General features: G+C 61.1%; 26 protein-coding genes. 7 read left to right on the top strand and 19 right to left on the bottom strand.

Annotation, left to right across the window (positions count from 1 at the left end; all coding sequences use genetic code 11):
* Window positions 1-15 precede the first annotated feature (15 nt).
* From B5P46_RS06205 to flgF, 6 genes are all read right to left on the bottom strand, one after another.
* Window positions 16-357, bottom strand: a complete 342-nt coding sequence (locus B5P46_RS06205; protein ID WP_028734021.1) for a flagellar hook-basal body complex protein FliE — start codon at window positions 355-357, stop codon at window positions 16-18.
* Between the two features lie 2 nt (window positions 358-359).
* A complete protein-coding gene (flgC, locus tag B5P46_RS06200; protein ID WP_003545531.1) occupies window positions 360-776 on the bottom strand; it encodes a flagellar basal body rod protein FlgC in 417 nt (138 codons plus the stop codon).
* Window positions 777-780: 4 nt separating this feature from the next.
* On the bottom strand, window positions 781-1,173 hold the full coding sequence (gene flgB, locus B5P46_RS06195; protein WP_129417930.1) for a flagellar basal body rod protein FlgB: 393 nt from the start codon (window positions 1,171-1,173) through the stop codon (window positions 781-783).
* A 261-nt stretch (window positions 1,174-1,434) separates the two neighbouring features.
* Window positions 1,435-1,977 carry a hypothetical protein gene (locus tag B5P46_RS06190; protein WP_020048479.1) on the bottom strand — a complete coding sequence of 181 codons (543 nt, stop codon included), beginning with the start codon at window positions 1,975-1,977 and terminating at the stop codon, window positions 1,435-1,437.
* A 2-nt stretch (window positions 1,978-1,979) separates the two neighbouring features.
* Window positions 1,980-3,380: a flagellar protein export ATPase FliI gene (gene fliI / locus B5P46_RS06185; RefSeq protein ID WP_129417929.1), complete on the bottom strand. Its 1,401-nt coding sequence runs from the start codon at window positions 3,378-3,380 to the stop codon at window positions 1,980-1,982.
* Between the two features lie 119 nt (window positions 3,381-3,499).
* Window positions 3,500-4,234, bottom strand: a complete 735-nt coding sequence (gene flgF / locus B5P46_RS06180; protein WP_017958987.1) for a flagellar basal-body rod protein FlgF — start codon at window positions 4,232-4,234, stop codon at window positions 3,500-3,502.
* A 254-nt stretch (window positions 4,235-4,488) separates the two neighbouring features.
* On the opposite strand from flgF, the gene motA reads away from it, so the two are divergent.
* The 6 genes from motA (at window position 4,489) to B5P46_RS06145 (ending at window position 9,897) form a co-directional block, all read left to right on the top strand.
* The gene (gene motA / locus B5P46_RS06175) at window positions 4,489-5,361 is read left to right on the top strand and encodes a flagellar motor stator protein MotA (protein WP_011650470.1); all 873 of its coding nucleotides are present in this window, start codon (window positions 4,489-4,491) and stop codon (window positions 5,359-5,361) included.
* Window positions 5,362-6,312 carry a FliM/FliN family flagellar motor switch protein gene (locus B5P46_RS06170; RefSeq protein ID WP_003545522.1) on the top strand — a complete coding sequence of 317 codons (951 nt, stop codon included), beginning with the start codon at window positions 5,362-5,364 and terminating at the stop codon, window positions 6,310-6,312.
* A gap of 65 nt (window positions 6,313-6,377) precedes the next feature.
* On the top strand, window positions 6,378-6,965 hold the full coding sequence (gene fliN, locus B5P46_RS06165; protein WP_129417928.1) for a flagellar motor switch protein FliN: 588 nt from the start codon (window positions 6,378-6,380) through the stop codon (window positions 6,963-6,965).
* A gap of 28 nt (window positions 6,966-6,993) precedes the next feature.
* Window positions 6,994-8,034: a flagellar motor switch protein FliG gene (gene fliG / locus B5P46_RS06160; RefSeq protein ID WP_129417927.1), complete on the top strand. Its 1,041-nt coding sequence runs from the start codon at window positions 6,994-6,996 to the stop codon at window positions 8,032-8,034.
* Window positions 8,035-8,368: 334 nt separating this feature from the next.
* On the top strand, window positions 8,369-9,448 hold the full coding sequence (gene flhB, locus B5P46_RS06150) for a flagellar biosynthesis protein FlhB (protein ID WP_129417926.1): 1,080 nt from the start codon (window positions 8,369-8,371) through the stop codon (window positions 9,446-9,448).
* Between the two features lie 5 nt (window positions 9,449-9,453).
* Window positions 9,454-9,897 carry a hypothetical protein gene (locus B5P46_RS06145; protein ID WP_017958982.1) on the top strand — a complete coding sequence of 148 codons (444 nt, stop codon included), beginning with the start codon at window positions 9,454-9,456 and terminating at the stop codon, window positions 9,895-9,897.
* A 106-nt stretch (window positions 9,898-10,003) separates the two neighbouring features.
* Here the strand turns inward: B5P46_RS06145 and visR are convergent, their stop codons facing one another.
* The 13 genes from visR to B5P46_RS06080 form a co-directional block, all read right to left on the bottom strand.
* A complete protein-coding gene (gene visR / locus B5P46_RS06140) occupies window positions 10,004-10,750 on the bottom strand; it encodes a transcriptional regulator VisR (protein WP_129417925.1) in 747 nt (248 codons plus the stop codon).
* Between the two features lie 8 nt (window positions 10,751-10,758).
* On the bottom strand, window positions 10,759-11,505 hold the full coding sequence (gene visN, locus B5P46_RS06135; RefSeq protein ID WP_024320948.1) for a transcriptional regulator VisN: 747 nt from the start codon (window positions 11,503-11,505) through the stop codon (window positions 10,759-10,761).
* 451 nt (window positions 11,506-11,956) lie between these two features.
* Entirely contained in the window at window positions 11,957-13,648 is a 1,692-nt protein-coding gene (fliF, locus tag B5P46_RS06130; protein ID WP_129417924.1) for a flagellar basal-body MS-ring/collar protein FliF, read from the bottom strand.
* A 209-nt stretch (window positions 13,649-13,857) separates the two neighbouring features.
* Window positions 13,858-14,247 carry a chemotaxis protein CheT gene (gene cheT / locus B5P46_RS06125; protein ID WP_017958978.1) on the bottom strand — a complete coding sequence of 130 codons (390 nt, stop codon included), beginning with the start codon at window positions 14,245-14,247 and terminating at the stop codon, window positions 13,858-13,860.
* A 16-nt stretch (window positions 14,248-14,263) separates the two neighbouring features.
* Window positions 14,264-14,818, bottom strand: coding sequence for a chemoreceptor glutamine deamidase CheD (gene cheD / locus B5P46_RS06120; RefSeq protein WP_003545509.1), 555 nt, complete (start codon window positions 14,816-14,818; stop codon window positions 14,264-14,266).
* Window positions 14,815-15,204 (bottom strand): response regulator, encoded by a 390-nt coding sequence (locus tag B5P46_RS06115; protein ID WP_003545503.1) that lies wholly within the window; start codon window positions 15,202-15,204, stop codon window positions 14,815-14,817. The genes cheD and B5P46_RS06115 overlap by 4 nt, the downstream gene beginning before the upstream one ends.
* A complete protein-coding gene (gene cheB, locus B5P46_RS06110) occupies window positions 15,205-16,248 on the bottom strand; it encodes a protein-glutamate O-methylesterase CheB (RefSeq protein WP_017958976.1) in 1,044 nt (347 codons plus the stop codon).
* Entirely contained in the window at window positions 16,245-17,153 is a 909-nt protein-coding gene (gene cheR / locus B5P46_RS06105; protein ID WP_129417923.1) for a protein-glutamate O-methyltransferase CheR, read from the bottom strand. The genes cheB and cheR overlap by 4 nt, the downstream gene beginning before the upstream one ends.
* A complete protein-coding gene (locus tag B5P46_RS06100; RefSeq protein WP_129417922.1) occupies window positions 17,150-17,617 on the bottom strand; it encodes a chemotaxis protein CheW in 468 nt (155 codons plus the stop codon). The genes cheR and B5P46_RS06100 overlap by 4 nt, the downstream gene beginning before the upstream one ends.
* A 4-nt stretch (window positions 17,618-17,621) precedes the next feature.
* Complete coding sequence (locus B5P46_RS06095) at window positions 17,622-19,913, bottom strand: chemotaxis protein CheA (protein ID WP_129417921.1); 2,292 nt, start codon at window positions 19,911-19,913, stop codon at window positions 17,622-17,624.
* 16 nt (window positions 19,914-19,929) lie between these two features.
* Window positions 19,930-20,295: a chemotaxis response regulator CheY1 gene (gene cheY1, locus B5P46_RS06090; protein WP_003545492.1), complete on the bottom strand. Its 366-nt coding sequence runs from the start codon at window positions 20,293-20,295 to the stop codon at window positions 19,930-19,932.
* Window positions 20,292-20,588 carry an STAS domain-containing protein gene (locus B5P46_RS06085; RefSeq protein ID WP_003545491.1) on the bottom strand — a complete coding sequence of 99 codons (297 nt, stop codon included), beginning with the start codon at window positions 20,586-20,588 and terminating at the stop codon, window positions 20,292-20,294. Before B5P46_RS06085 ends, cheY1 begins: the two co-directional genes overlap by 4 nt.
* Window positions 20,589-20,651: 63 nt before the next feature.
* Entirely contained in the window at window positions 20,652-22,286 is a 1,635-nt protein-coding gene (locus B5P46_RS06080) for a globin-coupled sensor protein (RefSeq protein ID WP_129417920.1), read from the bottom strand.
* A gap of 732 nt (window positions 22,287-23,018) precedes the next feature.
* Here B5P46_RS06080 and B5P46_RS06075 point away from each other — a divergent pair.
* Entirely contained in the window at window positions 23,019-24,440 is a 1,422-nt protein-coding gene (locus tag B5P46_RS06075; protein WP_129417919.1) for an ArnT family glycosyltransferase, read from the top strand.
* The last annotated feature ends 4 nt before the right edge of the window (window positions 24,441-24,444 follow it).

Below are 24,444 nucleotides of genomic sequence, written 5' to 3'. Positions count from 1 at the left end.
TCGTCCTCAAATCAGTTACATCTGCATCTTGGTGACTTCGAGAAAGGCCGAGACGACCTTGTCGCGGATGGCAATCGCGGTCTGCAGCGTCTGCTCGGCCTGGAGCATGGAATCGACGACTTCACGCGTCGTCGCCGTGCCCTTGATACCGGCAAAGGACATGCTTTCCGCACCCTTCAGGCTGCTGACCGCGTCGCTCGCCATGTTGCCCATGACGGAGGCGAAGCTCATGCCGTTGGCCGCACCTGCGGCGCCCGGCATGGTGGCGGCAGACGACGAGGCGGAATTTTCGGTGTCGACGGCGCCGAGCGCACGGGTCATCGAAAGGTTGCTGACATTCTGGACGCTGCTGATCATTTTTATTGGCTCTTCAGGAGGTCGATCGTGGAGGAGATGAGATCGCGGGTCTGTTTGATGGTCTGCAGATTGGCGTCATACGAGCGGTTGGCTTCGCGCATGTCGGCCATTTCGACCAGGATATTGACGTTCGGCAGTTTGACGACGCCCTTCTGGTCCGCAGCTGGATTGCTGGGGTCGAATTCAGTGCTGAAGTCGCCTTCGTCGACGCCGACCTTCTTGACGCCGACAGTCTCGACGCCGTTGCTGCGATCCATCTGCTGGCCGAAGGTGATCGTCTTGCGGCGATAGGGGTCGGCGCCGGGCGTGTCGCCGGTCGAGCGAGCATTGGCGATGTTTTCCGAAACGATGCGCAGGCGCGTCGACTGCGCCTCGAGCCCGGAACCGGCGATTTTCATTGCTGCTGAAAGCGGATCCATGACTTTACCTCCTGACCGTCATCAACATCATGCGGTTGAAGGAACTGACCAGCGAGGTGTTCAGATCGTACTGGCGCTTGATATCGCCCGACTTGGAGAGCTCCTCGGCCAAACCGACCGTATTGCCGGATTCCTGGACGCCGATTTCCTGGTCGAGTGCGGCGTCCTTGATGTCGATATCGCCGCTGTCGCTGAAATCGTTGCCGCTGAGATGCGCCGGATTGGTGCGCGCCATGTTGATATTGGAATTGTCGAGCACCGCATCAAAGGGCGTAACGTCCTTGGCATGGAACTTCGGGGTATTGGCATTCGCGATGTTGCCGGCAACAACCTGCTGACGGATCGTCAGCCATTCCGCCTGCCGCGAAGCCAAGTCGAAAAGTTGGATCGGTTGCATGAGAACTCTCCGTTTTTACTGTCCCGAACCTAGTGCGGTAATCTTGCGTGGGACTTACGGGAATTCAGGCGCGAGGCGGTTTTCGGCGAAGGCCGCCGCGATGACAGCGCCGCGCGTCTTTCGGACGCGCAAGGGCGTTGTAACTCTTTGAATTGCTGCGTCATTCCATAAATCGGAATCGATCTAAGGATCGCGCAGAAAAAAGGGGCTCCGGCCGGTTCGCGGCGGAGCCCCTGTTGCCTTCGGCGTTTACGGACAGGTTCAATTGTTCTGGTAGATCTCGCCTTTGGAGGTGACGATCACCCATTTGCCATCGCGCTGCTCGAGTGTCGCAAGGCGGCTTTCGTCGGGCAGGATCGAGCCGATGCGCACCACATACATGCCCGAGGGATCCTCGATCAGCGCCCGGCCGTTGGAAACATGCAGCAGGCGGAAGGAAGATTTGCCGGGGAAAGGCTGATCTTCCTGTATGGCGCGGCCATCGCGCTCCTTGCCGAGATCGGAGACCGTCGCCGTCGTCAGCGGATCGATCGGCGGGGCCTTCTTGTCCGCCTCGTTCTTGTTGACCATGGCAAGCGGCGAGACGCTGAAGACGTTGCGGGCCGGCCAATCCGGCAGTTCACGCGAATTCTCGCTGGCGGCGACATTGATGCCGAATTTGTCCGCGTTGAAGAAGACGTACCAGGGAAAGAAGGCGGAGGCGCCGGCAAGCGCCAGGCCGGAGAAGGTCAGAAACCGATCCAGGATGGCGGCTTTCCTGCGCTGCTTCAGGGAAGCGATACGTTCGTCGTCGAAATCAGCCACGTCTAGCCTCTCCTCTGAATAGGGGCGCCCTGATTGCCCATGCCGGCTGCAGCCTTGAGCGCGCCGGCGAGATCGGCGAAAGCGTCGAGCGAGACACGATCGCCCGGAGACTGCTTCAGAACGTCGTAAATAATCGGCACCTGCTTGATCGCCATGTCGAGATCGGGATCAGCACCCTGACGGTAACCGCCGATCATGCGCAGGTCGCGCGTCTCTTCGAAACGATGGATCAACACCTTCAGCCGCGATACCAGCTTTTCCTGATCCGGCGTCCAGGCCTTGCGGGCAAGACGTGAGATCGAGGCGAGCGGATCGATCGGGGGATATCGCCCTTCTTCGGCGAGACTGCGCTGCAGGACGATATGTCCGTCGAGGATGCCGCGGGTCGAATCGGCGATCGGGTCATTGTGATTGTCGCCGTCGACGAGGATCGAGATGATCGCCGTGATGGTGCCGGCGCCCTCGGGACCGGGACCGGCGCGTTCCAAGAGGCGCGGCAGCTCGGTGAAGACGGAGGCGGGATAACCGCGCGCGATCGGCGGCTCGCCGGAGGCGGTCGCCACCTCGCGGATCGCATGGGCGAAACGCGTGACGCTATCGACGATGAAGAGGACGTTCTCGCCCTTGTCGCGGAAATGCTCGGCGATGGTGACCGCCGTCAGCGGCGCCATTTTGCGCAGCATCGGGCTCTCGTCGCTGGTGGCGACGACGGCAATCGCCTTCTTCATATTGCTGCCGAGCGTATCCTCGATGAATTCGCGCACTTCGCGGCCACGTTCGCCGACGAGCGCAATGACAACCTTGTCGAAGGCATCGGCGCGGGCGAGCATGGACAGAAGCGTCGACTTGCCGACGCCGGAACCGGCGAAGATGCCGAGGCGCTGGCCGAGGCAGAGCGGCGAGAAGATGTCGATCGCGCGCACGCCGGTCTTGAAGCCGGTCTCGACACGCTTGCGGGTCATCGAGGGCGGCGCGGTATTGGAGATCGAGCGGCGATCGAGGCCCTCGGTGATCGGGCCCAGCCCGTCGATCGGCTCGCAGAGCGAGTTGACGGTGCGCCCGCACCAGCTGTCCGTCGGTGAAATGCGGAAGGCGCCCTTGCGGATGACGGTATCGTGGATGCCGATCGGTTCGCCGGGTTCGATCGGGCAGACATAGATCAGTTCCGGCTCGACGCGCACGACCTCGCCGAGATGGATGCCGGTGGCCGATTTATGGGCCACGAACTCGCCGAGACGAACATGGCGGGAGAGACCGTGAACCGTGTAGTGGCCGGCAGCGATGGTCTGCACGCGGCCTCCATGGGCAACTGCGAACTCCGGCGATGCGTATCGGTCGACGAGGTCCGCCAGATGCGCCAGCCTCGGAGAAAGACCGTCCACTGATAGTAGCGTGGTGCTCATGCTTCAAATCCCACCCTAAAATACGTCGCGTGCAGCTTGCTGCATGCGACGTATTTTGGATCTTTGTTCTTGTGCATGTCGTTCTCCCAAAACCGCCGGACACTTTTGGGCGACATGCATTAGCGGCTGCCCCCAAGCGTCTGAACGGCTTCCTTGAAAGAATCCTCGCTGTCGCGCATCAGCGACGAGACGCTTTCGAAGGCGCGGTTGACTTCGATCAGCTGGGTGATCTCGCGCATGGCGTTGACGTTGGAGTTTTCGAGATAACCCTGCTCGACACCGACATTGAAGCGGTCGACGACGGCGCGCGGCTGGTCGGTGGTCATGATGCCGCTGTTTTCGTAGCGCAGGTAACCCTTGCTGACATCGGCCTCGAACAGGCCGAGCGAGCCGATCTGGCGGCCGCCCTGATAGATGATGCCGTCGGTGCCGACGGCCGGCTCACCGCCTGTCGTGTTGAGCTGGATCGGTGCGCCGCCGGCGTCAAGAACCGGGTATCCGCGAATCGAGACGAGTTCGCCGGTATCCTTGATCGTAAAGCGGCCATCCCGCGTCAGAACCCGGCCGGCCGGCGTGTCGAGCGCAAACCAGGCATCACCCTTGACGGCGAAATCGAGCATGTTGCCGGTGTGCTGCAACTCGCCATTTCCCTCGTTCAGGTAGTCGTTGCCCTGGGAAACGAAGGCGACCTTGGTGTTCAGCTTGTTCTTGGTGGCCGCCACCATCTCGTCGAACTTCACCTCGGTGGCGCGAAAACCGGTCGTGTTCACGTTCGCCATGTTGTCTGCGATGGTGGTCAGACGCTTTTCGAGGGCCATCTGCGACGACAGAGAAACATAAAGACCGGATTGCATGTCGGTAAGCTCCAAGCATTGGCGATGAACGGAACGAAAGGCCGGGCGTCGTCTTATGTGGTTCGGCCGGGATTTCGCTGAGGCGGCATCTCAGAAACGGGCGCGGGCACCCATTCGTCTCCTTTAGACTGACGGCAGATGCTTGCGCGAAGCTGGCACGCGGAAATGCCTCGCGAGCGGGCCTTTCATCAGCCTCACGCAAGGCAGAAACCCTATCGGTCTCAATGAAAAGCAACGTTCAGATTGGGCTGACGATGAACATCATTATCGGATTTATAGTGACTTGCGGCTGTGTCATCGGCAGCTTCATGGCGATGGGCGGCGACGTGAACGCTCTGTTCCAGCCCTTCGAATTCGTCATCATCGGTGGCGCCGGTCTCGGCAGCTTCATCATGGCGAACCCGATGAAGGTGGTGAAGGATTCCGGCAAGGCGCTCGGCGAAGCCTTCAAGCATGCCGTGCCGAAGGAACGTAACTATCTCGATACGCTCGGCGTGCTCTATTCGCTGATGCGCGACCTGCGCACCAAGTCGCGAAACGAAATCGAAGCCCATATCGACAATCCGGCCGAATCGACGATCTTTCAATCGGCTCCGACCGTTTTGAAGAACAAGGAACTGACGGCGTTCATCTGCGACTACGTGCGCCTGATCATCATCGGCAACGCCCGCAGCCACGAGATCGAGGCGCTGATGGATGAAGAGCTCAACACCATCATGCACGACAAGATGAAGCCCTACCACGCGATCCAGATCATGGGCGATTCCTTCCCGGCGATCGGTATCGTCGCGGCCGTTCTCGGCGTCATCAAAGCGATGGCCCACATCAACGATTCGCCCGAAGTGCTCGGTCACCTGATCGGCTCGGCGCTCGTCGGCACCTTCCTCGGCATTCTCTTGTCCTACTGCGTCTGCTCGCCGCTGGTCTCCCAGATCAAGGTCGTGCGCAACAAGCAGCACCGCCTCTACGTCATCGTCAAGCAGACGCTGCTTGCCTATATGAACGGCTCGGTACCGCAGGTCGCTCTCGAATACGGTCGCAAGACGATCTCGGCTTACGAGCGTCCGTCCATCGATGCGGTCGAGCAGGAAATGATGAACCCAGGTGGCGAAAACAAGGCGGCTTAAATGACTATGAGCAATGCTTCGCACGACAAACCGGCAATGGATCCTGCCCTCCTCGCCAAGCTGACAGGCGGGCTTGGCGACAGAGGCAGGGTCGCCAAGATCTGCAGCTCCTTCGGGGAAATCTACAGCGAATTCTTTCCCGACGTCATTAAAAGCGAGACCGGCCTCGACGTGACGGTCAACTATCTCGGCTGCGAGATCGGCTACAAGAACCATCTGATCGAGGACCTGAGCGCGAACGTCACACTCGTCGACGCGACGCTGCGCAACTGGTCGCAGAACATCACGCTTGCCTGCGGCAACGGCTTCGTCATCACGCTGATGGAGCATCTGCTCGGCGCCACAGCCGATACGATCGAGGAACCGGCCGACCGGCTGCTGTCGATCATCGAGCTCGATCTGGCGGTCATGGTCTTCGACAAGATCGCAAAGGTGCTGCGCTCGGCCGTCAACGCGCCGGGCGGTTTCGAACCGAGCCTTTCGGCCCCGTACGCCCATGACATGCGCGCCCGGCCTCAGGAGGATCGTCCGGATGAATTCGCGGCCGCCATCAACATGTCGATCACGCTTGCCGGCATCGTTTCGGAATTTTCGTTGATCGTTCCGCAGACGGCACTGCTCAAGACCAAGGTGACGCCGCCGAAGCCGAAACGCCAGGCCAGCAGCAACTCAGCGGAATGGACCGAACAGCTCGGCGACCAGGTCCGCCGCTCACATGTCACGCTCGAGGCCAAGATCAGGCTGCAGGACCTGACGCTGCGCACGATATCGAAGCTGATGGTCGGCGACGTCATTCCGTTCCGCGACCACGGCGACGTGCGCGTCGAGGTCAGCGCCAACAGCAAGGAATTGTATGTGTGCGAGTTCGGGCGTTCAGGCGAAAACTACATGGTCCGCGTCAAGGATACGATGAACTCGGATGACGAACTCATCCGTCATTTAATGAATTAATCGGTTCTCTGGCTTTTGGGCTGCAAAGGCAGTTTGAGGCAAGTTTCAACTGGAATAGTGATTTCATGGCTACGAAGAAAACACAGCAGAACAGCGACCTCTCCCTGGATCTTCCGGGTAGCGAAGCGGATCTCGACCAGGCGATCGACGATCTGCGCGGCGTGCTGAAGCAGGATGCCGATGGCGACCTGTCGCAGTTTGGTGACGACCTGCAGGACGACCCCTTCGCAGCAGGAACGGACCTGGCGGCCTTTGGCGGCGAGACTTCGGAAACCCCGTTTGGCAGCGACGATTTCGGCGGCGACTTCGGCGGCGGCGATGCCAGCCCGGCGGCCGGCATGGATTTCGGCAGCAGCCCCTCCTTCGAGGCGTCGCCGGCCCCGCTCGGCAGCGCTTTGAATTCCAACTTCGACCTGATCATGGACATCCCGATCGACGTCCAGATCATGCTCGGCACCAGCCGCATGCAGGTCTCCGGCCTGATGAACCTCAATGAAGGGGCGACCATCGCCCTCGACAAGAAGATCGGTGAACCGGTCGAGATCATGGTGAATGGCCGCAGGATTGCACGTGGCGAAATTACGGTGCTTGATAACGACGACACGCGATTCGGTGTGAAACTGATTGAAGTTTTGAGTACGAAAAAAGCCTGATCCCTGTGTGGGACGGAGAGGTTAGACCATGATGGACTTTGACGATTTCGGCGGCGCACTAGCCGGGAAACCGTTGACCCAGGCTGAAAAGGCGGCGGCTGTTCTTCTCGCTATGGGAAAGGGCGTCGCCGGCCGGCTGTTGAAATATTTCACCCAAGCCGAACTGCAGACCATTATCTCATCCGCCCAGTCGCTGCGCGCCATTCCGCCGGACGAGCTCCAGTTGCTCGTCTCCGAGTTCGAAGACCTCTTCACCGAGGGCGCCGGACTGATGGACAACGCCAAGGCGATCGAGGCCATTCTTGAAGAAGGCCTGACGCCCGACGAGGTCGACAGCCTGCTCGGCCGCCGCACCGCATTCCAGGCCTACGAAACCTCGATCTGGGATCGCCTCAGCGAGGCGGAGCCGACGTTCGTCGCACAGTTCCTGCTGCGCGAGCATCCGCAGACCGTCGCCTATATTCTTTCGATGATGCCCTCCTCCTTCGGCGCCAAGGTGCTGCTGCAGCTTCCCGACAACCGCCGCGCCGACATCATGAACAGAACGGTCAACATGAAGGCGGTCAGCCCGAAGGCTGCGCAGATCATCGAAAACCAGGTCATGACGCTGCTTGCCGAGGTCGAGGCAGAGCGCAATGCAGCCGGCTCGACGAAGGTCGCCGATCTCATGAACGAGCTCGACAAGCCGCAGGTCGACACGCTGCTCAGCTCGCTCGAATCGATCAGCCGCGAGTCGGTCAACAAGGTTCGCCCGAAGATCTTCCTGTTCGAGGACCTCATGTACATGCCGCAGCGCAGCCGCGTCATGCTGCTGAACGACATCTCGACGGACGTGCTCACCGTCGCGCTGCGCGGGTCGCCCCCCGAGATCCGCGAATCGGTTCTCTCCGCCATCAGCCCACGCCAGCGCCGCATGATCGAATCGGATCTGCAGAGCGGCATGGGCGGCGTCAATCCGCGCGAGATCGCGATTGCCCGCCGCGCCGTGGCGCAGGAAGCGATTCGGCTGGCCAATTCCGGCCAGATCGAGCTCAAGGAAAAGGAAGGCGACGCTTCGGCGGCCGCCTAAAACGCGTCGCAGTGAACTGATTCATGCGACTGGTTTTAGCTCCTTGTTTTATGCACGTCGTTATCCCGGAACCGCTGCACACTTCCGGGCGACATGCATCGGCACCTCGAGACTGTTGACAAATCCGGCATGCCGAAAGGCGGCTGTTGATCGCCATGCCACAGGCGACTACCCTTCCTGCAACAGACCGCGCTCTAAAGCGCGTCGCATAGAACTCGGTTCCTGCGACGCGCTTTAGGTCTTTGTTTTGATGCATGTCATTATCCCAAAACCGCTGCACGTTTTTGGGCGACATGCATTAGCTGCGGCCTATTTCTTTGAAGAGGGCCGCGACTTGGCAGACGATGACAAGGACAGCAAAACAGAAGCCCCAACCGCGAAAAAGCAAAGCGATGCCGCGGAAAAGGGCAACGTGCCGTCTTCGCGCGAACTTTCGATCTTTGCGACGATGCTCGCGACCTTCATTTACCTCGTATTCTTCCTTCCCGACAGCGTCGGACGTATGAGTGAAACGCTGCGCGACATCTTCGAACAGCCCGACCAGTGGAAGATCGAGACGGGGCCGGATGTGCTGGCGCTGTTCGTCCGGATCGGCTGGGCAAGTGCGGCGCTGGTGGCGCCCGCCTTCATCCTGTTCATGGTGTTCGGCGTCGCCTCCTCCGTCTTCCAGAATCTGCCGACACTGGTGCTTGAGCGCATCCGCCCACAGGCCTCGCGTATCTCGCCGATCAAGGGCTGGTCACGGCTCTTCAGCCTGCCCGGCCTGGTCGAATTCGGAAAATCGCTGTTCAAGGTGGTCGTCGTCGGGGTGATCCTGTTCTTCGTGCTCAGGAGCGAATATTTCGGCTCGATCGACGCGATGTTCTCCGATCCGCAGACGATCCTCGTGCGAATGATGGCGGCGATGCGCAAGATCATCATCGTCGTGCTGATCGCCACGGCGATCGTGGCGATCGCCGATCTTTTCTGGACGCGCCATCACTGGTTCACCGAGTTGAAGATGACGCGGCACGAGGTGAAGGAAGAAAACAAGCAGGCGCAGGGCGATCCCTTCGTCAAGAGCCGGCAGCGCTCGCTGATGCGCGACCGGGCGCGCCGGCGCATGATCGCCAACGTGGACCGCGCGACGCTGGTGATTGCAAACCCGACACATTATGCGGTGGCGCTGCGTTACGTGCGTGAAGAGAACGACGCGCCGGTGGTGCTGGCCAAGGGTCAGGATCTGATTGCGCTCAAAATCAGGGAGATCGCCGAGAAGAACGGCATACCGGTGTTCGAAGATCCGCCACTTGCGCGCTCCATGTTTGCGCAAGTCTCGATCGATAGTGTCATCCCGTCAGTCTTTTATAAGGCGGTAGCGGAGCTCATCCACCGGGTCTACGCTGCGGACGCCAAGAACAAACGGGTGAGATAAGCCGAATGAAAAAATGCCCCCACTCTACCCAGCGTGAAAAGATCCTCGCAGACGCGATCAGCCCGGTCGCTACTGAACTGCGCCTTCTGGATGCTTCTGACCTTATTTCACTGCTGCGCTTCGAGTATTACGGCAATCTTTCCGATCTCGTCGCTTCGGCGGCGGAGCTTTTCTTTCATCCGGGCACGGTGAATTTCGGCCTGGGCGGCAACTATACTCTGGAGTGGGGCGGCAAGCCGGAAGTCGTTCTCGATCTGGAAATCAAGCCGCGCGGCGTCACCGTCTACGCACAACTCACCCTTGCCGAAGATCATGCCGGCATCGAGATCAGCCATATCGCTTTCCAGGAGCCCTCGGCAGATCCGGACGAGAACACCATCTTCCTCAAAAAGAGCCTTCGGGAAGCGCGTTACAGCGTCAACCAGCCGCCGCAGGCGCTGGCCGGCTGATTCTTTCAGGACAACCGAGCTTTATTCGCCTTGGCAACAGTTCAAAGCGTTACAACGTCCGTTGCGCGTCTGAAAAGACGCGCAACTCGGTAAAGGACTGCGCTGTTCAGCTGATATAACCAAGCCGAATCGCCTTGGCGATCGCCTGGATGCGATTGACGGAATCGAGCTTGATGGTCGCCGAACCGAGATAGGCGTTCACGGTGTGCACCGACAGGCCGAGCTTGTCGGCAATCTCTTCGCTGATGCGGCCGTCGCCGGCAAGCTGCAGACAGGCGATCTCGCGTTCGCTGAGCGCCTCGGCGGCAGCCGCGCGGCGTTCGTCGAGCGAGAGCAGATCCATCATGATATGGCAGCAGCGACCGTGCAGCTCGACGATGGTATCGCTCGAAGGATCGATCTCATCGCCGGTGAAAAGGATGAAACCGTTGCCGACGGCGCCGAGTCGCACCGGAAAGGCAAGGCCGGAGAAAGGCAGAATACCGTCCTGCAATCGCGTCATGAACGGCGAGAAGTCCGCCGGACCGGGTGCCGCACGGTCATAACCGCCGGCCCATGAGAGCGGCAGCAGCGACTTTTCGATATGGTCGAGAAGAATATCGCCGTAGGCATCCGTGAAGGCCTTGCCGAAACCGGCATTGGCAGATCCCCAGTTCTCGAGCTCGCAGACAAGCCGCTGCTTTGCCGGAAGGCCCGAGCCGCTGACGCGGAAGATCGCGAAGCCTTGCGCGTCGGCGAGCTTCTGCATCGCGATCAGCCGCGGAAAAAGATCGGACCGGCTGGTAATCCTGTTCACACGCACCGTGCGCAGCTGCTCGGCGCTGCTCATCGTCCTGCCTGCTGGATAGCCCATAGATCCCCCTATACGAGATTATTGCGCACGGCGAAGGCAATGGCCTCGGACCGGGTCTTGGTCGCCGTCTTGCGCATCACGCTGGTGATGTAGTTGTTGATGGTATTGCGGGAGATTCCGAGGATCATCGCGATCTCGTCGCTGGTCTTGCCCTCGGCGATCCAGAACAGGCATTCCAGCTCGCGGTCGGTCAATTCGAAATCGCGATCGACCTTCGTACCACCGCAGCGCAGGAAGCTCGCGACATAACCTGCAAGCAGGCCTACATCCCGCAGGCGCTCCGGCGAAAGGATGAACCCCTCGCCGAACAGGAACATCAAGGCCAGCCGTGACCGGCCGACATTGAAGGTCACAGAACAATATTGGCGGCTGGCGCCATCCGGAACCTCGGCACTGTCAGGCAGAAGAGCAAAATTCGGCTGGAAGACCTGCATGCATTTTTCCAGCTCCGTCGACCGGGCATAGCCGCGGACCAGATCATTGGCGATGTCCCTGACCAGATCGAAAGGCCAGTCCGACGAAACGATGAAATCGAGGCCACTTTCCTGGAGGAGATCACAGCGTGCCAGAAGGTAGTGCGAAGCACCCACGTAGTCCGTCAGTGCGCGCAGACCAGACTGCAACCTGCCGGTGCTGGCGACACCGTGGAGGCGCTGGAGAAGCTCATCGCGCGGCAACAGATCCGGCACCACCGCACTCGCGAAATTCGCCATATGCCTCTCGCCTTTGCTCGCCTGAATTACATTCATATCCATTGGCAATGTCCTGCGGCTGAGAAACGATCGAACTCGGTGCAACAGCAATTTTTCTGCAAGGGATTCAATTCAAGTCCCGCTCGAATCCCATTTCGAATCACCCAAGGGTAAGCCAGTCGATGCAAATCACCATCTCCGACTTCTAGGGATTTACTTTCGCTGTCGCCAATGCACTGATTCGACCGCTCGTTCCAGCCTTCAAGATATAGGGAGGCTAAGGTGATTCTGGCGGTATCGCAACTTGCTTCGCGTTTTACGCGAGTCCATCTCATCATATCGCCCTACAGCCGCATTTCGATGCGGTCGGGTCTATGGTCTTGTTCGAATTCCCGCCCCTGATTGTCATGCCCCGAGTCTCTCGCATCTCCAGTCACGGCTTTTCAACAAACAGCGGTCAGGGAATCGAGCTTCGGTACCGACATGAAAAAAGGCCGGTTGCCCGGCCTTTCCTTTACGCTGCTTCGTCGATCGCCCATTTCCTGAGGATTTTCGCGGCGCGTTCCTCGTTGATCTCGACCATACGGGAAAGCTTGCGTTCCGGGCCTTCCTTGACGCGACGATTGAAGTTTCCATCGTCGTCGCCGAGGCTGAGCAGGTCCTCGGTACTGTCGAAGCCGAAGTCGGACCCGAAGCCGTCCATGAGAGCGCCGCCGGGTGCTCCCGATGCAGGCGCGAAGTCCGGAAGCTCGAGGCCAGCCGCTTCCGGCGTCGCGTCGCCGAAAGCCGCGGAGCTGCCGTTGCCGCTGATGCTGCGCACCAGAGGCCGCAGGCCCATCCAGACCACCACGAAGGCGACCGCGACAAAGGCGAGCGAGTTGATGATGCCGGCAAGGTTGCGGCTCAGCATGTCCATGACGCGGACACCGCCGGTGGCGTCTTCGAGCAACTGGTTCTCGAGGAAGTCCATGGCCGTCACGGTGACGACGTCGCCGCGCTTGGCGTCGATGCCGGCCGCCGAAGCGACGATCTTCTGCATTTCGGCAAGATAGGCATCGACCTTGGTCTGGTCGGCGGGCTCGCCAACCATCTTGGCGATGCGGCCCTTGTTGACCACCACGGCGATCGAAAGCTTTTCGACCTTGTAGCTGCTGCGGGTCGTCGCCGTCGTCTTGCTGTTGATTTCGTAGTTGGTCTGCTCTTCGCGCTTGTCGGACTTGTCTTGCGATTCAGGCCCGGCGGAACCGCCGGCCTCGGGAGCCGCCTGAGGAATGTTCTGCTCGACCGTCGTCGCGCTATCGGACTGCTTCTGCTGCGACTGCTGAGCTTCCTTCGTCGAGCGGACCGAGCGTTCGACCTTGGATTCGGGATCGTAGGTCGTTTCCTGGATCTGCTGGGCGTCGGTGTTGAGATCGGCGGTGACGCTGGAGCGGAAGTTGTCCATGCCGAGGAAGGGTGCCAGCGCCTTGTCGATGTTGGATTCGACTTCCTGCTGAACGTTCTGGACGATGTTGAGCGAGCGGTTCAGCGAGCTGTTGCTCGCCTCGTCGCCGGAAGCGAGCAGCTGGCCGGCGGAATCGAGGATGGTCACGTCATCGACGTCGAGCCCCGGCACGGCCGAGGCGACGAGGTGGCGGATCGAGGTCGCTGCACTGCGCCCGGTGGTGGCGCTTGCGCGAATCATGACGGATGCGGTTGGTTTCTGCTCCGCCTTCCGGAAGTTTCCAACCTCCGGCATGACGATATGGACGCGCGCGGCTGTTATGCCCGAGATCGACTGGATGGTACGGGCGATCTCGCCTTCCAGCGCTCGAACCCGCGTCACCTCCTGCATGAAGGAGGTCAGGCCGAGGGAGCCGACATTGTCGAAGAGTTCATAACCGGCATTGGCGCTGTTCGGCAGGCCGCGCTCGGCAAGCATCAAGCGGGCCTTGCCCGTCATCCCCGCGGGAACGCTGATGCTGGAGCCATCCGTGCCGACCTGGAAATTGATGTTGGCTTCGGCAAGCGCCATGCTGATCTGGTTGAGATCCGGCGAATCGAGACCGACATAGAGCGTTTCCTGTGCCGGCTTGTTGACGAAAAGGGCGGCCGCAAGGACGATTGCAATGGAAACGGCACCGACGCCTCCGAGAATCATCAGGCGTGTTCGGCCCAGGGAACCGAAGTTCTTAAAGATCTGAACTAATTGATTTAACAGATTCATTCTGTTCTCGCACGATCCGTCAAAGACAAGCAGGCTTATTGCCTCATCAGACGAATAGTCGGCGAAACTTGTGCGAGCGTTTCGTGAGAGCGTGCCGGAGCGAAAAGGCCTAAAGTAATTCCAGCAAAAGTGCGCAGCGGTTTTGCGTCCGGAATTGCGCAAGAACAAAGAGAGAGCGTTTCCGTGACTCGGAGAAAAACGGAGACGTTCTAGAAGAAATCGAAGTCGCCGGCTGCCTTGCTCAATGGCTGGGAATGGCCGTGGCGTGTGGCGCCGCCCAATGCCTTCTGCATCTCCGCCAGCTTGACGAGGCTGAGCGCGGTTGCGACGTCGACTGCCCAGCCGTGCGGGATTTCGCCGGTGATGGTGTCGATGAATTCGGCAAGGCCGCGTGATTTCTGCACGGCCAGATCGATGCCCTGCATGACCTTCATAGCATCCGGCGAGTTCAGGATTTCGGCGCCGCCGAGGTCGAGAAGCTGCGGCTCGATGCGCTCGATGAGATAGGCGACATCGTGCAGTTCGGACACGATGCGCATCAGGATGTCGCTCAGCGCTTCGACAGGCGCAGGCGGCTCCATCATCTGGGTAAATGTCATATGAAAATCCTCGCCATCAAAAAAATTCGATACTGGTTTCGACGGGCTTCTGCGGAGCGGCGGGGCGCTGCTCGAGAGCGACGGTTCTCTGGGTTTCGGCGCCGGTCAGGGGGTATTGCCGGGCACGACCGGAGACCGGCCAATATTCAAGCTTGCGTCCATGCTCTCCGCCGGTCGAGGAACCGACCACCGGAATGCCTTCATCCCTGAGGAACTGCACGGCGAAGGCCGCGTTCTGCTCACCGACATTGGAGAATGTCGAGATCGTCTTCGCACCGCCGAAGATCTTTGCCTCCAGCCGGTCGCGCCGGGCGCCCTGCTTCAGAAGACCGTTGATCAGCAGTTCCATCAGATGCACGCCGTAGCGCGTGGCATCGCCGCCTGATGTCGGCGACGTCGCCGAACCGGGCAACAGAAAGTGGTTCATGCCGCCGACACCGGCGACAGGATCTCTGAGGCACGCAGCCACGCACGAACCGAGAATGGTCGAGAGGACCGCATTCGGATCGTTCAGAACCTTGTACTCGCCCTGAATGATGTGCACGCGGCGGGCTGCCCCCTCAGTGATCATTTCAGGGCTCCAAACACCGCTTCGATGGCCGCTTTCATCTTCTCGATCGTGAACGGCTTGGCGAGCACGTTGTTGGCGCCGAGCTGGGCCGCCTTCTGCACCAGTGCGCGGTCACCCTGGGCGGTCAGGATGATGAAGGCCGCCTTCTTGGTGTTCGGGTTGGTGCGCACCGCCTGAAGGAAGCCGATGCCATCCATCTTCGGCATGTTGAAGTCCGAGATCACCAGATGGTGCGGCTGCTCGGCCATGATCTTCATGCCCTGCTCACCGTCACCAGCCGACGTGATCTGCTTGAAACCGAGCTGGGTCAGCGCGTCGCTGAGCAGCAACCGGCTCGTTACCTGATCGTCGACGATCAGAACTTTGATTTTCTCCGCGAGCGACATTTATTCGGTCCCTTCCTTTCGGGCGGCTGTCATTTTCAATATTTCTTCACCGATGGCAGACAGCGGCAGCTGCTGCTCAACGGCGCCAAGTTCGTGAGCAACCCTTGGCATTCCGTAAACGACACAGGTTTTTTCGTTCTGGCCGAGCGTTCTGGCGCCGGCGTGGCGCATTTTCAACAATCCGGCGGCGCCATCGCGGCCCATTCCGGTCAAAATCACGCCGACGGCATTACGGCCCGCCAGTTCCGCGACCGAATCGAATAGCACGTCCACCGAGGGGCGGTGACCGTTGACCGGCGCGCGGTCAATGAGACGGCAGCACGGCGCCGAGGCACCGCTGACCTGCAGGTGACGCTCGCCGCCGGGCGCCAGATAGATCTTGCCGATTTCGAGCCGGGCACCGTCGGTCGCTTCCTGCACCACCGGCGCACAGAGGCGGTTCAGCCGTTCGGCGAAGCTTTTGGTGAAGGTCGGCGGCATATGCTGGGTGATGACCGTCGGCGGGCAATTCGCCGGAAATTTCTGCAGCACGGCGATCAGCGCCTCGACGCCGCCGGTCGACGAGCCGATTGCGACGATCTTGCGGCCGACACGGAAGTCGGCGACCGAGGGTGGTGGCGCGACGGCGGCGACGGGCTGGGAATACTGGCGTTGCGTGCGCGCGGCGGCCTTGACCTTCTCGGCGAGGTCGCCGAAAGGCCTAAGTTCGCCCGGCGCTGGCTTGCCGACGCAGTCGAAGGCGCCGATCTCCAGCGCCGCAAGCGTCGCCTCGGCGCCGCGATGGGTCATTGTGGATACCATGATCACCGGCATCGGACGCAGCGTCATGATCTTTTCGAGGAAATCGAGGCCGTTCATGTTCGGCATCTCGATGTCGAGCGTCAGGACGTCGGGGTTCAGCCGCTTGATCGCCTCGCGCGCTTCCAGCGCGTCGCCGGCCTGGCCGATGACATTGACCTCGGGGTCGGAACTCAGCACGGCGGTGATCAGGCCCCGCATCGTCGGCGAGTCGTCAACAACGAGAACTCTTGCCGGAGCGCTCATGCCTTCCTCCCGAGACCTTTCGCCGTATAGCGATAGGTCGTGATGCCGATATTGTCGAAGACGTGTTTTGCCTCGCCGGACACGCGCTCGGAATGGCCGATGTAGAGATGACCGCCTTCCGGCAGCAGACCGGCGAAACGCTGCCAGATCTTCATCTGCGTCGGCTCGTCAAAATAGATGACAACGTTGCGGCAGAAGATGACGTCGAACTTGCCCTTGAACGGCCATTGCGCCATCAGGTTCAGCTCGTTGTAGGTGATCAGCCGCTTGACGCGGTCGTCGACCTGGAACTTCCGGCGGCCCTGCACCTCGACTTCGCTGAACCATTGCTTGCGCATGGCCGGCGACACGGTTTCGAGCGCATTTTCGTCATAGGCGCCGGCCCGGGCGATCGCGAGGATCTTCGGATCGATGTCGGTTGCCAGGATCTTGAAGTCGTAATCCGCGACATTCGGCATCAGCGACAGCACCGTCAGCGCGATCGAATAGGGTTCCTGCCCGTCGGAGGAGGCGGCCGACCAGATGCGCACCCTGCCGCCCGATCTCGCCCGCTGCAGAAGCTCCGGCAGGACATGGTCGCGCAGATGGTCGAAATGGTGGTTTTCGCGGAAGAAGCGGGTAAAATTGGTCGTCAGATGCGAGAGCATCTCGCGGCGCGGCGCGGCACCGGCCGGCGAAGCGACGAGGTCGCAATATTCCCGGAAGCCGGAGAGACCGAGATTGCGGATATGCTTCGACAGGCGCGAATAGACGAGCGACGCCTTCGTCTCGTTGAGGAAGATTCCGGCATCCGAATAGATCATCGCGGCGATCTCGGTGAGGTCGCGGCGCGTCAGCGGATATTCTCCGCTTGCCAGGACCTCGTCGGATCCCTGCCTTTGATCTTTTGCGCCCATTACATTCATGCGGCTTCGCTTTCGGTCTCGGGAAAGAGGGATTCGAGTTCGATCAGGCAGATCATGCGCTTCTCGATGGCGAGAATGCCGCGGGCAAATTGGCGCTCGAGCTCGGAGGAGATTTCGGGCGTCGGCTGGACGGTTTCGTTGGTCACCGTCAGGATATCGGAGACGGCGTCGACCAGGAGGCCGACGACCTTGCGCCGGACCTGGGCGACGATGATGACATGACGGGCCGTCGGATCGGCCGGCTTCATCCCGAGCCGGGCCGCAAGATCGATGATCGGCAGCACCGCGCCGCGCAGGTTGATGACACCCAGCATATAGCCAGGCGAATGCGGCATCGCGGTCGCCGGGGTCCAGCCGCGGATCTCACGAACCGACATGATGTTCACGCAAAATTCCTGATCCCCGATGCGGAACGCGATCAGCTCGCGATCCCCCTCGTTCAGATTTTTTACGGCGTACGACATTCCCTTATCCTACCGCTGCTAACGACATTTCTGCTTTGAGCGACTGGCCGCGCGAGGCGCCCACAACCGCGTCGACATCGAGGATGAGCGCCACGCGCCCGTCACCGAGAATGGTGGCGGCGGCAATGCCCGGGACATGGGTGTAGTTCGCTTCCAAGCTCTTGATGACCACCTGGCGCTGACCCTGGATGGCGTCGACCATCAGGGCGCGCTGGCCGCCGCCTTCGGATTCCACCAGAAGCGCCACGCCCTCGACCGGATTGGCCTGGGTCGCGCGGAAGTTCAGGATACGGCCGACATCGACGAGCGGGCAGAACGAGTTGCGGATCGAGATCAGCCGGTGGTTCGCACCGAAGGAGTGGATCGCGGCCGCTTCCGGCTGCAAGGTTTCGACGATCGCCGTCAGCGGCACGACCAGCGTCTGGCCGGCGACGGTGACCACCATGCCGTCGAGGACGGCGAGCGTCAGCGGCAGGCTCATGGTGAAGACCGAGCCGTGGCCCGGCTTCGAGGTGATGTTGATACGGCCGCCGAGCGCCTGGATCGAACGCTTGACGACGTCCATGCCGACGCCGCGGCCTGAAATGTCGGAGATCTTGTCGGCCGTCGAGAAACCCGGCAGGAAGATCAGGTTGTCGATTTCCTCGTCCGACAGGTTGGCATCGGCCGGGATGAGGTCGTTGTCGATCGCCTTCTGGCGGACCTTCTCGCGGTTAATGCCGGCGCCGTCGTCGGCAAGCTCGATCAGGATGCGTCCCGAACGATGCTTGGCGGTCAGGCGGACCGTGCCTTCGGTGTTCTTGCCGGCGGCTGCACGCTTTTCGGGCGTTTCGATGCCGTGGTCGACAGCGTTGCGGATCATGTGGGTCAGCGGTTCAGCCAGCTTGTCGATGACCGTCTTGTCGACTTCGGTGTTTTCACCTTCGGTGATCAGGCGGATCGATTTGCCGGTCATGTCGGCGATTTCGCGGACGATACGCGACATCCGCTGGAACACCGGCTTCACCGGCTGCGCGCGGATCGCCATGACCGAGTCCTGGATCTCGCGGGTGAGCTGCTGCAGCTCCTCGAGGCCCATATTGATCGAGGAGGTGCCGGTCGTGTCGTTCTCGATGACGCTCTGCGACAGCATCGCCTGGTTGATGACCAATTCGCCGACGAGGTTGATGAGGCGGTCGACACGGTCGAGATCGACGCGGATCGTCTGGCCGGCACCGGCGGCATTGTTCTGGGCGGCAGCACTTGCAGCGGCCGCTGCGGCGGCTGCCGATTCCTTCTTCTCGACACGGGCGGCGGCTGCGGCCATCTGCGTGACGTTGGAGGCGGTCTCGGCGGCAGCAACGGCTGCGGCCGTCGCCTCAGCCCGCGCGTCTGAGGCGGAAACCTCTTCCATTGCGCCCGTTTCGTCGAGGATCGATAGATCGAAGGGAACCGGCACCATCGGCAGTTCGTCGTTGCTGGTCGCGTCGGCCCTTGCTTCTTCGACCGGCTTCACCGTCAGTTCGCAATCCCACTCGGCGAATTCGAAGACGGTGCGGATGGCGTCCTCGCCCTTGTCCGTCTTGATCGTGACGTTCCAGAAGAAATAAGCGCCTTCCGGATCGAGTTCCTCGAGGCCCGGCAGGTCATCCGTATTGCAATAGATGGTCATTTCGCCGAGGCGCGAGAGATCACGCAGCAGCAGGGTGGCGTCATTGCCCTTGGAATAGAGTTCGTAGCGCGGCTTGAAGATGACTTCATAAGCCGGCATGCCACCCGCATCGCCTTCGCCGCCAAAATCGTCGAAGGAAAAGGGGACCGGCTGGAAGCCGCTGTCGTCAGTCGGCTTGGGGGTCGGCGCCGGAGCGGCCGGAGCAGCCTTTGCGGCGGCCTTCGGCGCAGGCGCCTCGGCTGACGCAGAGGGAGACGGCAATTCGCCGTTGGCCAGCGCCTCGAGCTCCTTGACGAGGCCGCGGCTGCGGCTTTCATCGACGCTGCCGCCGTCGCGCGCAGCATTTGTCAGGTCGGCGAGCACGTCGGCCGACTTCAGCATCACCTTCAGCACGTCCTGGTTCGGCTCAAGCTTGTTGGATCGAACGCAATCGAGAGTGGTCTCGAAAACATGGGCGAAGGCGACCAGATCGTCAAGGCCGAAGGCGCCGGCGCCACCCTTGATCGAATGCACCGCACGGAACACCGCATTGACGGTTTCCGGATCGCGATCGCCATCATTCATTTTCAGAAGACCGGATTCCAACTCGGCGAGCTGTTCCTCGCACTCCTGGAAAAAGATCTCTTTGATTTCGTTCATATCCATAGGAGCAAATCCTGGGTTAAGCGGTTACACGCTCAATGGCATCGATCAGCTTGGCCGGGTCGAAAGGCTTGACGATCCAGCCCGTGGCACCGGCCTGGCGGGCGCGGTTCTTCTTCTCCGCGTCGCTTTCGGTGGTCAGGACCAGGATCGGGATCGCCCGATATTTCTCGTTGCGGCGGACACCTTCGATGAAGCCGAAACCATCGAGGCGCGGCATGTTGATGTCCGTCACGATGACGTCAGGATTGGACTCTTCGAGAACCTCGAGGCCCTCGATGCCGTCTTCCGCCTGGATCGTCTCGAAGCCGGCATTGTTGAGCGTCACGAGAAGCATGTTTCGGATGGTGCGGGAATCATCCACGGTCAGCACTTTTTTCTTCATTGCCGAATCTCCTTGGCAAGCAGGTGGTCAATATTGACGCCAACCAGTTGCATGGTTTTCTGAAATGCGTCGGACACCTTGGAGAAGGTGAACGGCTGCTTGTCCTGCTCCCAGGTCTTCTCGGCGGACATCAGAACCTGGGCGCAAAGAGCACCGATCCGTTCGACGCCGGAAGCGTCTATCGAAAGACCGCTACCCCGGAGAGAGAGGAGTTTATCGCGCAAGGCGGAAGCCTCGTTGAGGTCGAGCACCGCCGTCAAGTCCAGCGTCTTGCCACTCTTCTTTGCTGCCATCAGCTTTTCCTTGTCCCCTTGTCCCCGGCCCGAAAAGACGAGCTGAGGCAATCATCCGATAGGTTAGTAAACATTCCGCCCACCTCCGACGCTTGCGAACGCTTGCGGAAGGCCAAAATCGTCGTTTTCGTATTCGTCCACGGCCGGTGCCGAGCGGGTAGCGCCCTCAAGGGCGCGCGGCGGTGTCACGCGCACCGGGGCCGGGCGACCGGCAGTGGCGTTTTCCCGGGCGATGCGGAATTCGCGAATCGTCTGGCCGAGCTCGAGAATGACGGTGTGGAGGTGGTCGGCGCCTTCGGCCGAGCGCTCCGCAAGGCCGGCGCTATCGGCCACCTCGTGACCCAGGCCCTTGACGTCGGCTGTCACGCTGTCGAGGCTTGCGGCATGTTCGCCGATTCGGGCGGCGATACCGGCGATGGCGGCGTTGATGTCGGTGACCTGACGCACGATGCTGCCGATCGAATCCTGTGTGCGGCCGACCATCTGCACGCCGGCATCGACCTGCGCCTTGGTCGTCGTCACCAGGGTCTTGATCTCGCGGGCGGCTTCGGCCGAACGCTGGGCAAGGGCGCGGACTTCCTGGGCGACGACGGCAAAACCGCGGCCGGAATCGCCGGCGCGGGCGGCCTCGATGCCGGCATTCAGCGCCAGAAGATTGGTCTGGAAGGCGATCTCGTCGATCGCGCCGATGATCTGGCCGATCTTTTCGGCCGACTGCTCGATATCGGCCATGGCGCTGATCGCGCGTCCGACGACCTCGCCGCTTTCCTCGGCGGCGGCGCGCGTCGTGGCGGCCGCCTGTTCGGCAGCGCGGCTGTCGGCAGCGCCGTCGCGCACACTGCCGGCAATGCCGGCAAGGGCTTCCGCGGAAAGCTGCAGCCGATCGGCCTGACCGGAAGCCGTGCCGGCGAACTGCCGCGACAGGCCGGCAAGCGAGCCTGTTGCCGCTTCGGCCTTGACCGTGCGCTCGGTGATGGCGGTGAACTCGGCCTGCAGGCCGTCCAACGCGCTGTTCAGCGCCGCGGCGATGCCGCCATAGGCGCCATCGCCGTCGACGGGCGCGCGTCGCGTCAGGTCGCGTGCGGAAAGACCGTCGATGACATCGCCGAAGATCCGGGCGATCTCGGCCTCGTTGTCGGCGCGCTGGTCGGCAAGCGCACGCTGCTCCCCGGCGCGCAGCGCGTTGAAGCGGAGCGAGACGGCAATTTCCACATCGACCATGACGATGCGGATGATCGCCGTCATCAGATCGGAGATTTCGCGGGTGCGGCGCTTGGCCGACGGCAGCAGCGGACGGCCGGCGATCTCTTCGGCGAGACCGGAAACGACATGCTCCAGCATGACGCCATGGCCGGCCACGTGCCAGCGCGGGTCGAGGCCCATCTTGCTTTCGGTATCGGAGAGAACCTTGACGCGCTCGGCATAGAGGCTGTCGAACCGCGCATCCGTCAGCACGTCCCAATGCGAGGACTGCAGATCATGCAGGCGCTCGACCTGGCGCTCGCTCTCGAAATTGCGCGAGGCGTCGGGGAATGACTGGAACCTGTGGAAGAGATCCCTGAGGCCTGCCTTCAGATGCGCTTCGAGCGCCGGCCGGTTACGGCGCACCAGCTCGCACTGGTCGGCATCGAGACCGGCAAAGCGCAGGCGGTCGCGCAAGCTGCCTGCCTGCGCTCCACGAGCCTGATCTGATGGCATGTCCTGCCTCAACGCCTGTCCCCAACCACTTTCCGGGCGAAGGCCCGGCCAAAAACTTGCGCAGCATCCGTTGAACGCGAAGCATGGAGACGGTCCTCGCCACCGGTTACAACCGGCGGATCGAAACCCCCTGATCAGCTATGTTTCGGAGCTGTCTGAAGAGATGGATACCGGATCAACCCGGTACGGCGGGACGGCGTCATGCCTGGTGGGAACGAGTGCATCTTCCCATTCCGACGTGTACATCAATGTTTATGGTTAATTCCTTGCTTGAAGGTTAATAAGCCTTTCGGAGGACAGGCTTTTGAAGCAATTCAAGGCCGTTCGCAGCAAATACTGTTGCGGAGTTGCATGGCTGCTACAAGGCACACGCAAGCTCCGTGTTATATGCCGGTCGATAACCAAGACATGACGTCGACAAGGACAGAGCAATGATTGTTCTCGGATTGGGTGCCTGCTTGATTGCAATGACGCTGCTTGCAGCCGTCGCCCGCCTCGATTCCCTCGCCGCAAACCGCGACATCCGCGCCCTTCGGGTGTTCTAAAGCGCATCGCGATCCTTCAGATACGCTCCTTGCGCTTCAGCTCTTTGTTTTTACGCATGTCGTTATCGCAAAACCGCTGCACACTTTTGCGATAACGACATGCTTTAGACCCACCCTTCCCCGTTGGCAGTCCGGCACCTTTGGTGTATCGCACTCGCGCCTTTCACGTCAGCGGAACTATCGATTCATGTCCCCCAGATCTGGTCTCCTCATCGTTCTTGGCTTCACGCTCTGGCGCGTCGTCATGCTCAATTTCGATACGACGGACCTTTTCGTCGACGAGGCGCAGTACTGGTTCTGGTCGCAAAACCTCGACCTCGGCTATTATTCCAAGCCGCCGATGATTGCATGGGTGATCCGGGCGATGACCGAGCTTTCCGGCTCCAACGCCATCTATTGGATCAGGCTGCTCGGACCGCTGATCCACATGGCGGCGGCACTGGTGCTGATGAAGACGGCGAAGCGTTTCGTCGGGCCGGAGATCGAAGGCTGGACGGGCGCCACCTACATCACGCTCCCCGGTGTGGCGCTTTCTTCTGTGTTCTTCTCGACCGACGTGATCCTGCTGTTCTTCATCGCGATCGCGCTGCTTGCCTATTTCGGCCTGACGCAGCGGCGCTCGGTCGGGCTGGCGCTCGTCATGGGCCTTGGCGTCGGCCTCGCCTTCCTGACGAAATATGCCGTGCTGTTCGTCGTTCCGGGCGGCGCGATTGCCCTCCTCCTCATTCCGGCGGCGCGCATCGCCATTCGCGATTTCATCATCGCGGTCGCGGTCGCGGCGGTCGTCGCCCTGCCGAACCTCTGGTGGAACCTGCAGCACGACAACACGACGGTGCGGCATACCCAGGACATCGCCCATTGGAGCGAACTCGGTATCAATCTCCGTCGCGGGCTTGAATTCTTCGCCGCCCAGTTCGGCGTCGTCGGGCCGATTATCTTCTTCGCGATGCTCTGGGCGGTCTACCGCATGATCAGGGGCAGGAGCGACGATCGGGAAAAGATGCTGGTCTGGCTGTCGATGCCGGTGGTGGTGCTGATCACGCTGCAGGCAACGGTCGCCAAGGCCTATGCCAACTGGGCGGTGACTGCCTATGTCGCAGGCACCATCCTTGCCGTCTGGCTGCTGTACCGGATGTGGCCGAAGGGGCTCAGGCTGTCGCTGACCATCAACGGCATCGCCAGCCTGCTCTTTCCGCTGGCGACGATTTTTTCGCATCAGTTGCTGCTGCCGAACGGCGACGAGCTGATGAAGCGCTATCTCGGCCGCGCCGAGGTCAGCCGCCAAGCCGCAGCACTTGCCAGCCAGGCCGGCACCGACATCATCGTCACCAATGATCGCGACATGGTCGCCGATCTTTTCTATACGCTGCGCGACACATCCTACAGGATCTATGCGCGAGCGCCGGCGGGCCTTCCCGAGAGCTATTACGAGCAGGAATTCGCCCTGCCGGCCGACATCACCGGCAAGGTGCTTTTCCTGACGGACGGTCCCTTCAGCTGCGCCACCGAGACGCCCGAAGTACTGAAGAACTGGCAGCCGACGGCGGGCTATTACAAGGGCAAGGCGCTCTCCGTTTACAAGGTCTCCGCCGCCTGCCTGGTGCCCTGAGCCA

This window comes from Rhizobium leguminosarum, from assembly GCF_004123835.1.
GTDB classification, from domain to species: Bacteria; Pseudomonadota; Alphaproteobacteria; order Rhizobiales; family Rhizobiaceae; genus Rhizobium; species Rhizobium leguminosarum_M.
Note: the sequence above shows the minus strand (reverse complement) of the source record. Positions and strands in the feature narration are given on the sequence as shown.

Coding starts and splice junctions, on each gene's coding strand:
- B5P46_RS06205 (WP_028734021.1), bottom strand. CDS start 357: ATGATCAGCAGCGTCCAGAATGTCAGCAACCTTTCGATGACCCGTGCG.
- flgC (WP_003545531.1), bottom strand. CDS start 776: ATGGATCCGCTTTCAGCAGCAATGAAAATCGCCGGTTCCGGGCTCGAG.
- flgB (WP_129417930.1), bottom strand. CDS start 1,173: ATGCAACCGATCCAACTTTTCGACTTGGCTTCGCGGCAGGCGGAATGG.
- fliI (WP_129417929.1), bottom strand. CDS start 3,380: ATGAGCACCACGCTACTATCAGTGGACGGTCTTTCTCCGAGGCTGGCG.
- flgF (WP_017958987.1), bottom strand. CDS start 4,234: ATGCAATCCGGTCTTTATGTTTCTCTGTCGTCGCAGATGGCCCTCGAA.
- motA (WP_011650470.1), top strand. CDS start 4,489: ATGAACATCATTATCGGATTTATAGTGACTTGCGGCTGTGTCATCGGC.
- B5P46_RS06170 (WP_003545522.1), top strand. CDS start 5,362: ATGACTATGAGCAATGCTTCGCACGACAAACCGGCAATGGATCCTGCC.
- fliN (WP_129417928.1), top strand. CDS start 6,378: ATGGCTACGAAGAAAACACAGCAGAACAGCGACCTCTCCCTGGATCTT.
- fliG (WP_129417927.1), top strand. CDS start 6,994: ATGATGGACTTTGACGATTTCGGCGGCGCACTAGCCGGGAAACCGTTG.
- B5P46_RS06145 (WP_017958982.1), top strand. CDS start 9,454: ATGAAAAAATGCCCCCACTCTACCCAGCGTGAAAAGATCCTCGCAGAC.
- visR (WP_129417925.1), bottom strand. CDS start 10,750: ATGGGCTATCCAGCAGGCAGGACGATGAGCAGCGCCGAGCAGCTGCGC.
- visN (WP_024320948.1), bottom strand. CDS start 11,505: ATGGATATGAATGTAATTCAGGCGAGCAAAGGCGAGAGGCATATGGCG.
- fliF (WP_129417924.1), bottom strand. CDS start 13,648: ATGAATCTGTTAAATCAATTAGTTCAGATCTTTAAGAACTTCGGTTCC.
- cheT (WP_017958978.1), bottom strand. CDS start 14,247: ATGACATTTACCCAGATGATGGAGCCGCCTGCGCCTGTCGAAGCGCTG.
- cheD (WP_003545509.1), bottom strand. CDS start 14,818: ATGATCACTGAGGGGGCAGCCCGCCGCGTGCACATCATTCAGGGCGAG.
- B5P46_RS06115 (WP_003545503.1), bottom strand. CDS start 15,204: ATGTCGCTCGCGGAGAAAATCAAAGTTCTGATCGTCGACGATCAGGTA.
- cheB (WP_017958976.1), bottom strand. CDS start 16,248: ATGAGCGCTCCGGCAAGAGTTCTCGTTGTTGACGACTCGCCGACGATG.
- cheR (WP_129417923.1), bottom strand. CDS start 17,153: ATGAATGTAATGGGCGCAAAAGATCAAAGGCAGGGATCCGACGAGGTC.
- B5P46_RS06100 (WP_129417922.1), bottom strand. CDS start 17,617: ATGTCGTACGCCGTAAAAAATCTGAACGAGGGGGATCGCGAGCTGATC.
- B5P46_RS06095 (WP_129417921.1), bottom strand. CDS start 19,913: ATGGATATGAACGAAATCAAAGAGATCTTTTTCCAGGAGTGCGAGGAA.
- cheY1 (WP_003545492.1), bottom strand. CDS start 20,295: ATGAAGAAAAAAGTGCTGACCGTGGATGATTCCCGCACCATCCGAAAC.
- B5P46_RS06085 (WP_003545491.1), bottom strand. CDS start 20,588: ATGGCAGCAAAGAAGAGTGGCAAGACGCTGGACTTGACGGCGGTGCTC.
- B5P46_RS06080 (WP_129417920.1), bottom strand. CDS start 22,286: ATGCCATCAGATCAGGCTCGTGGAGCGCAGGCAGGCAGCTTGCGCGAC.
- B5P46_RS06075 (WP_129417919.1), top strand. CDS start 23,019: ATGTCCCCCAGATCTGGTCTCCTCATCGTTCTTGGCTTCACGCTCTGG.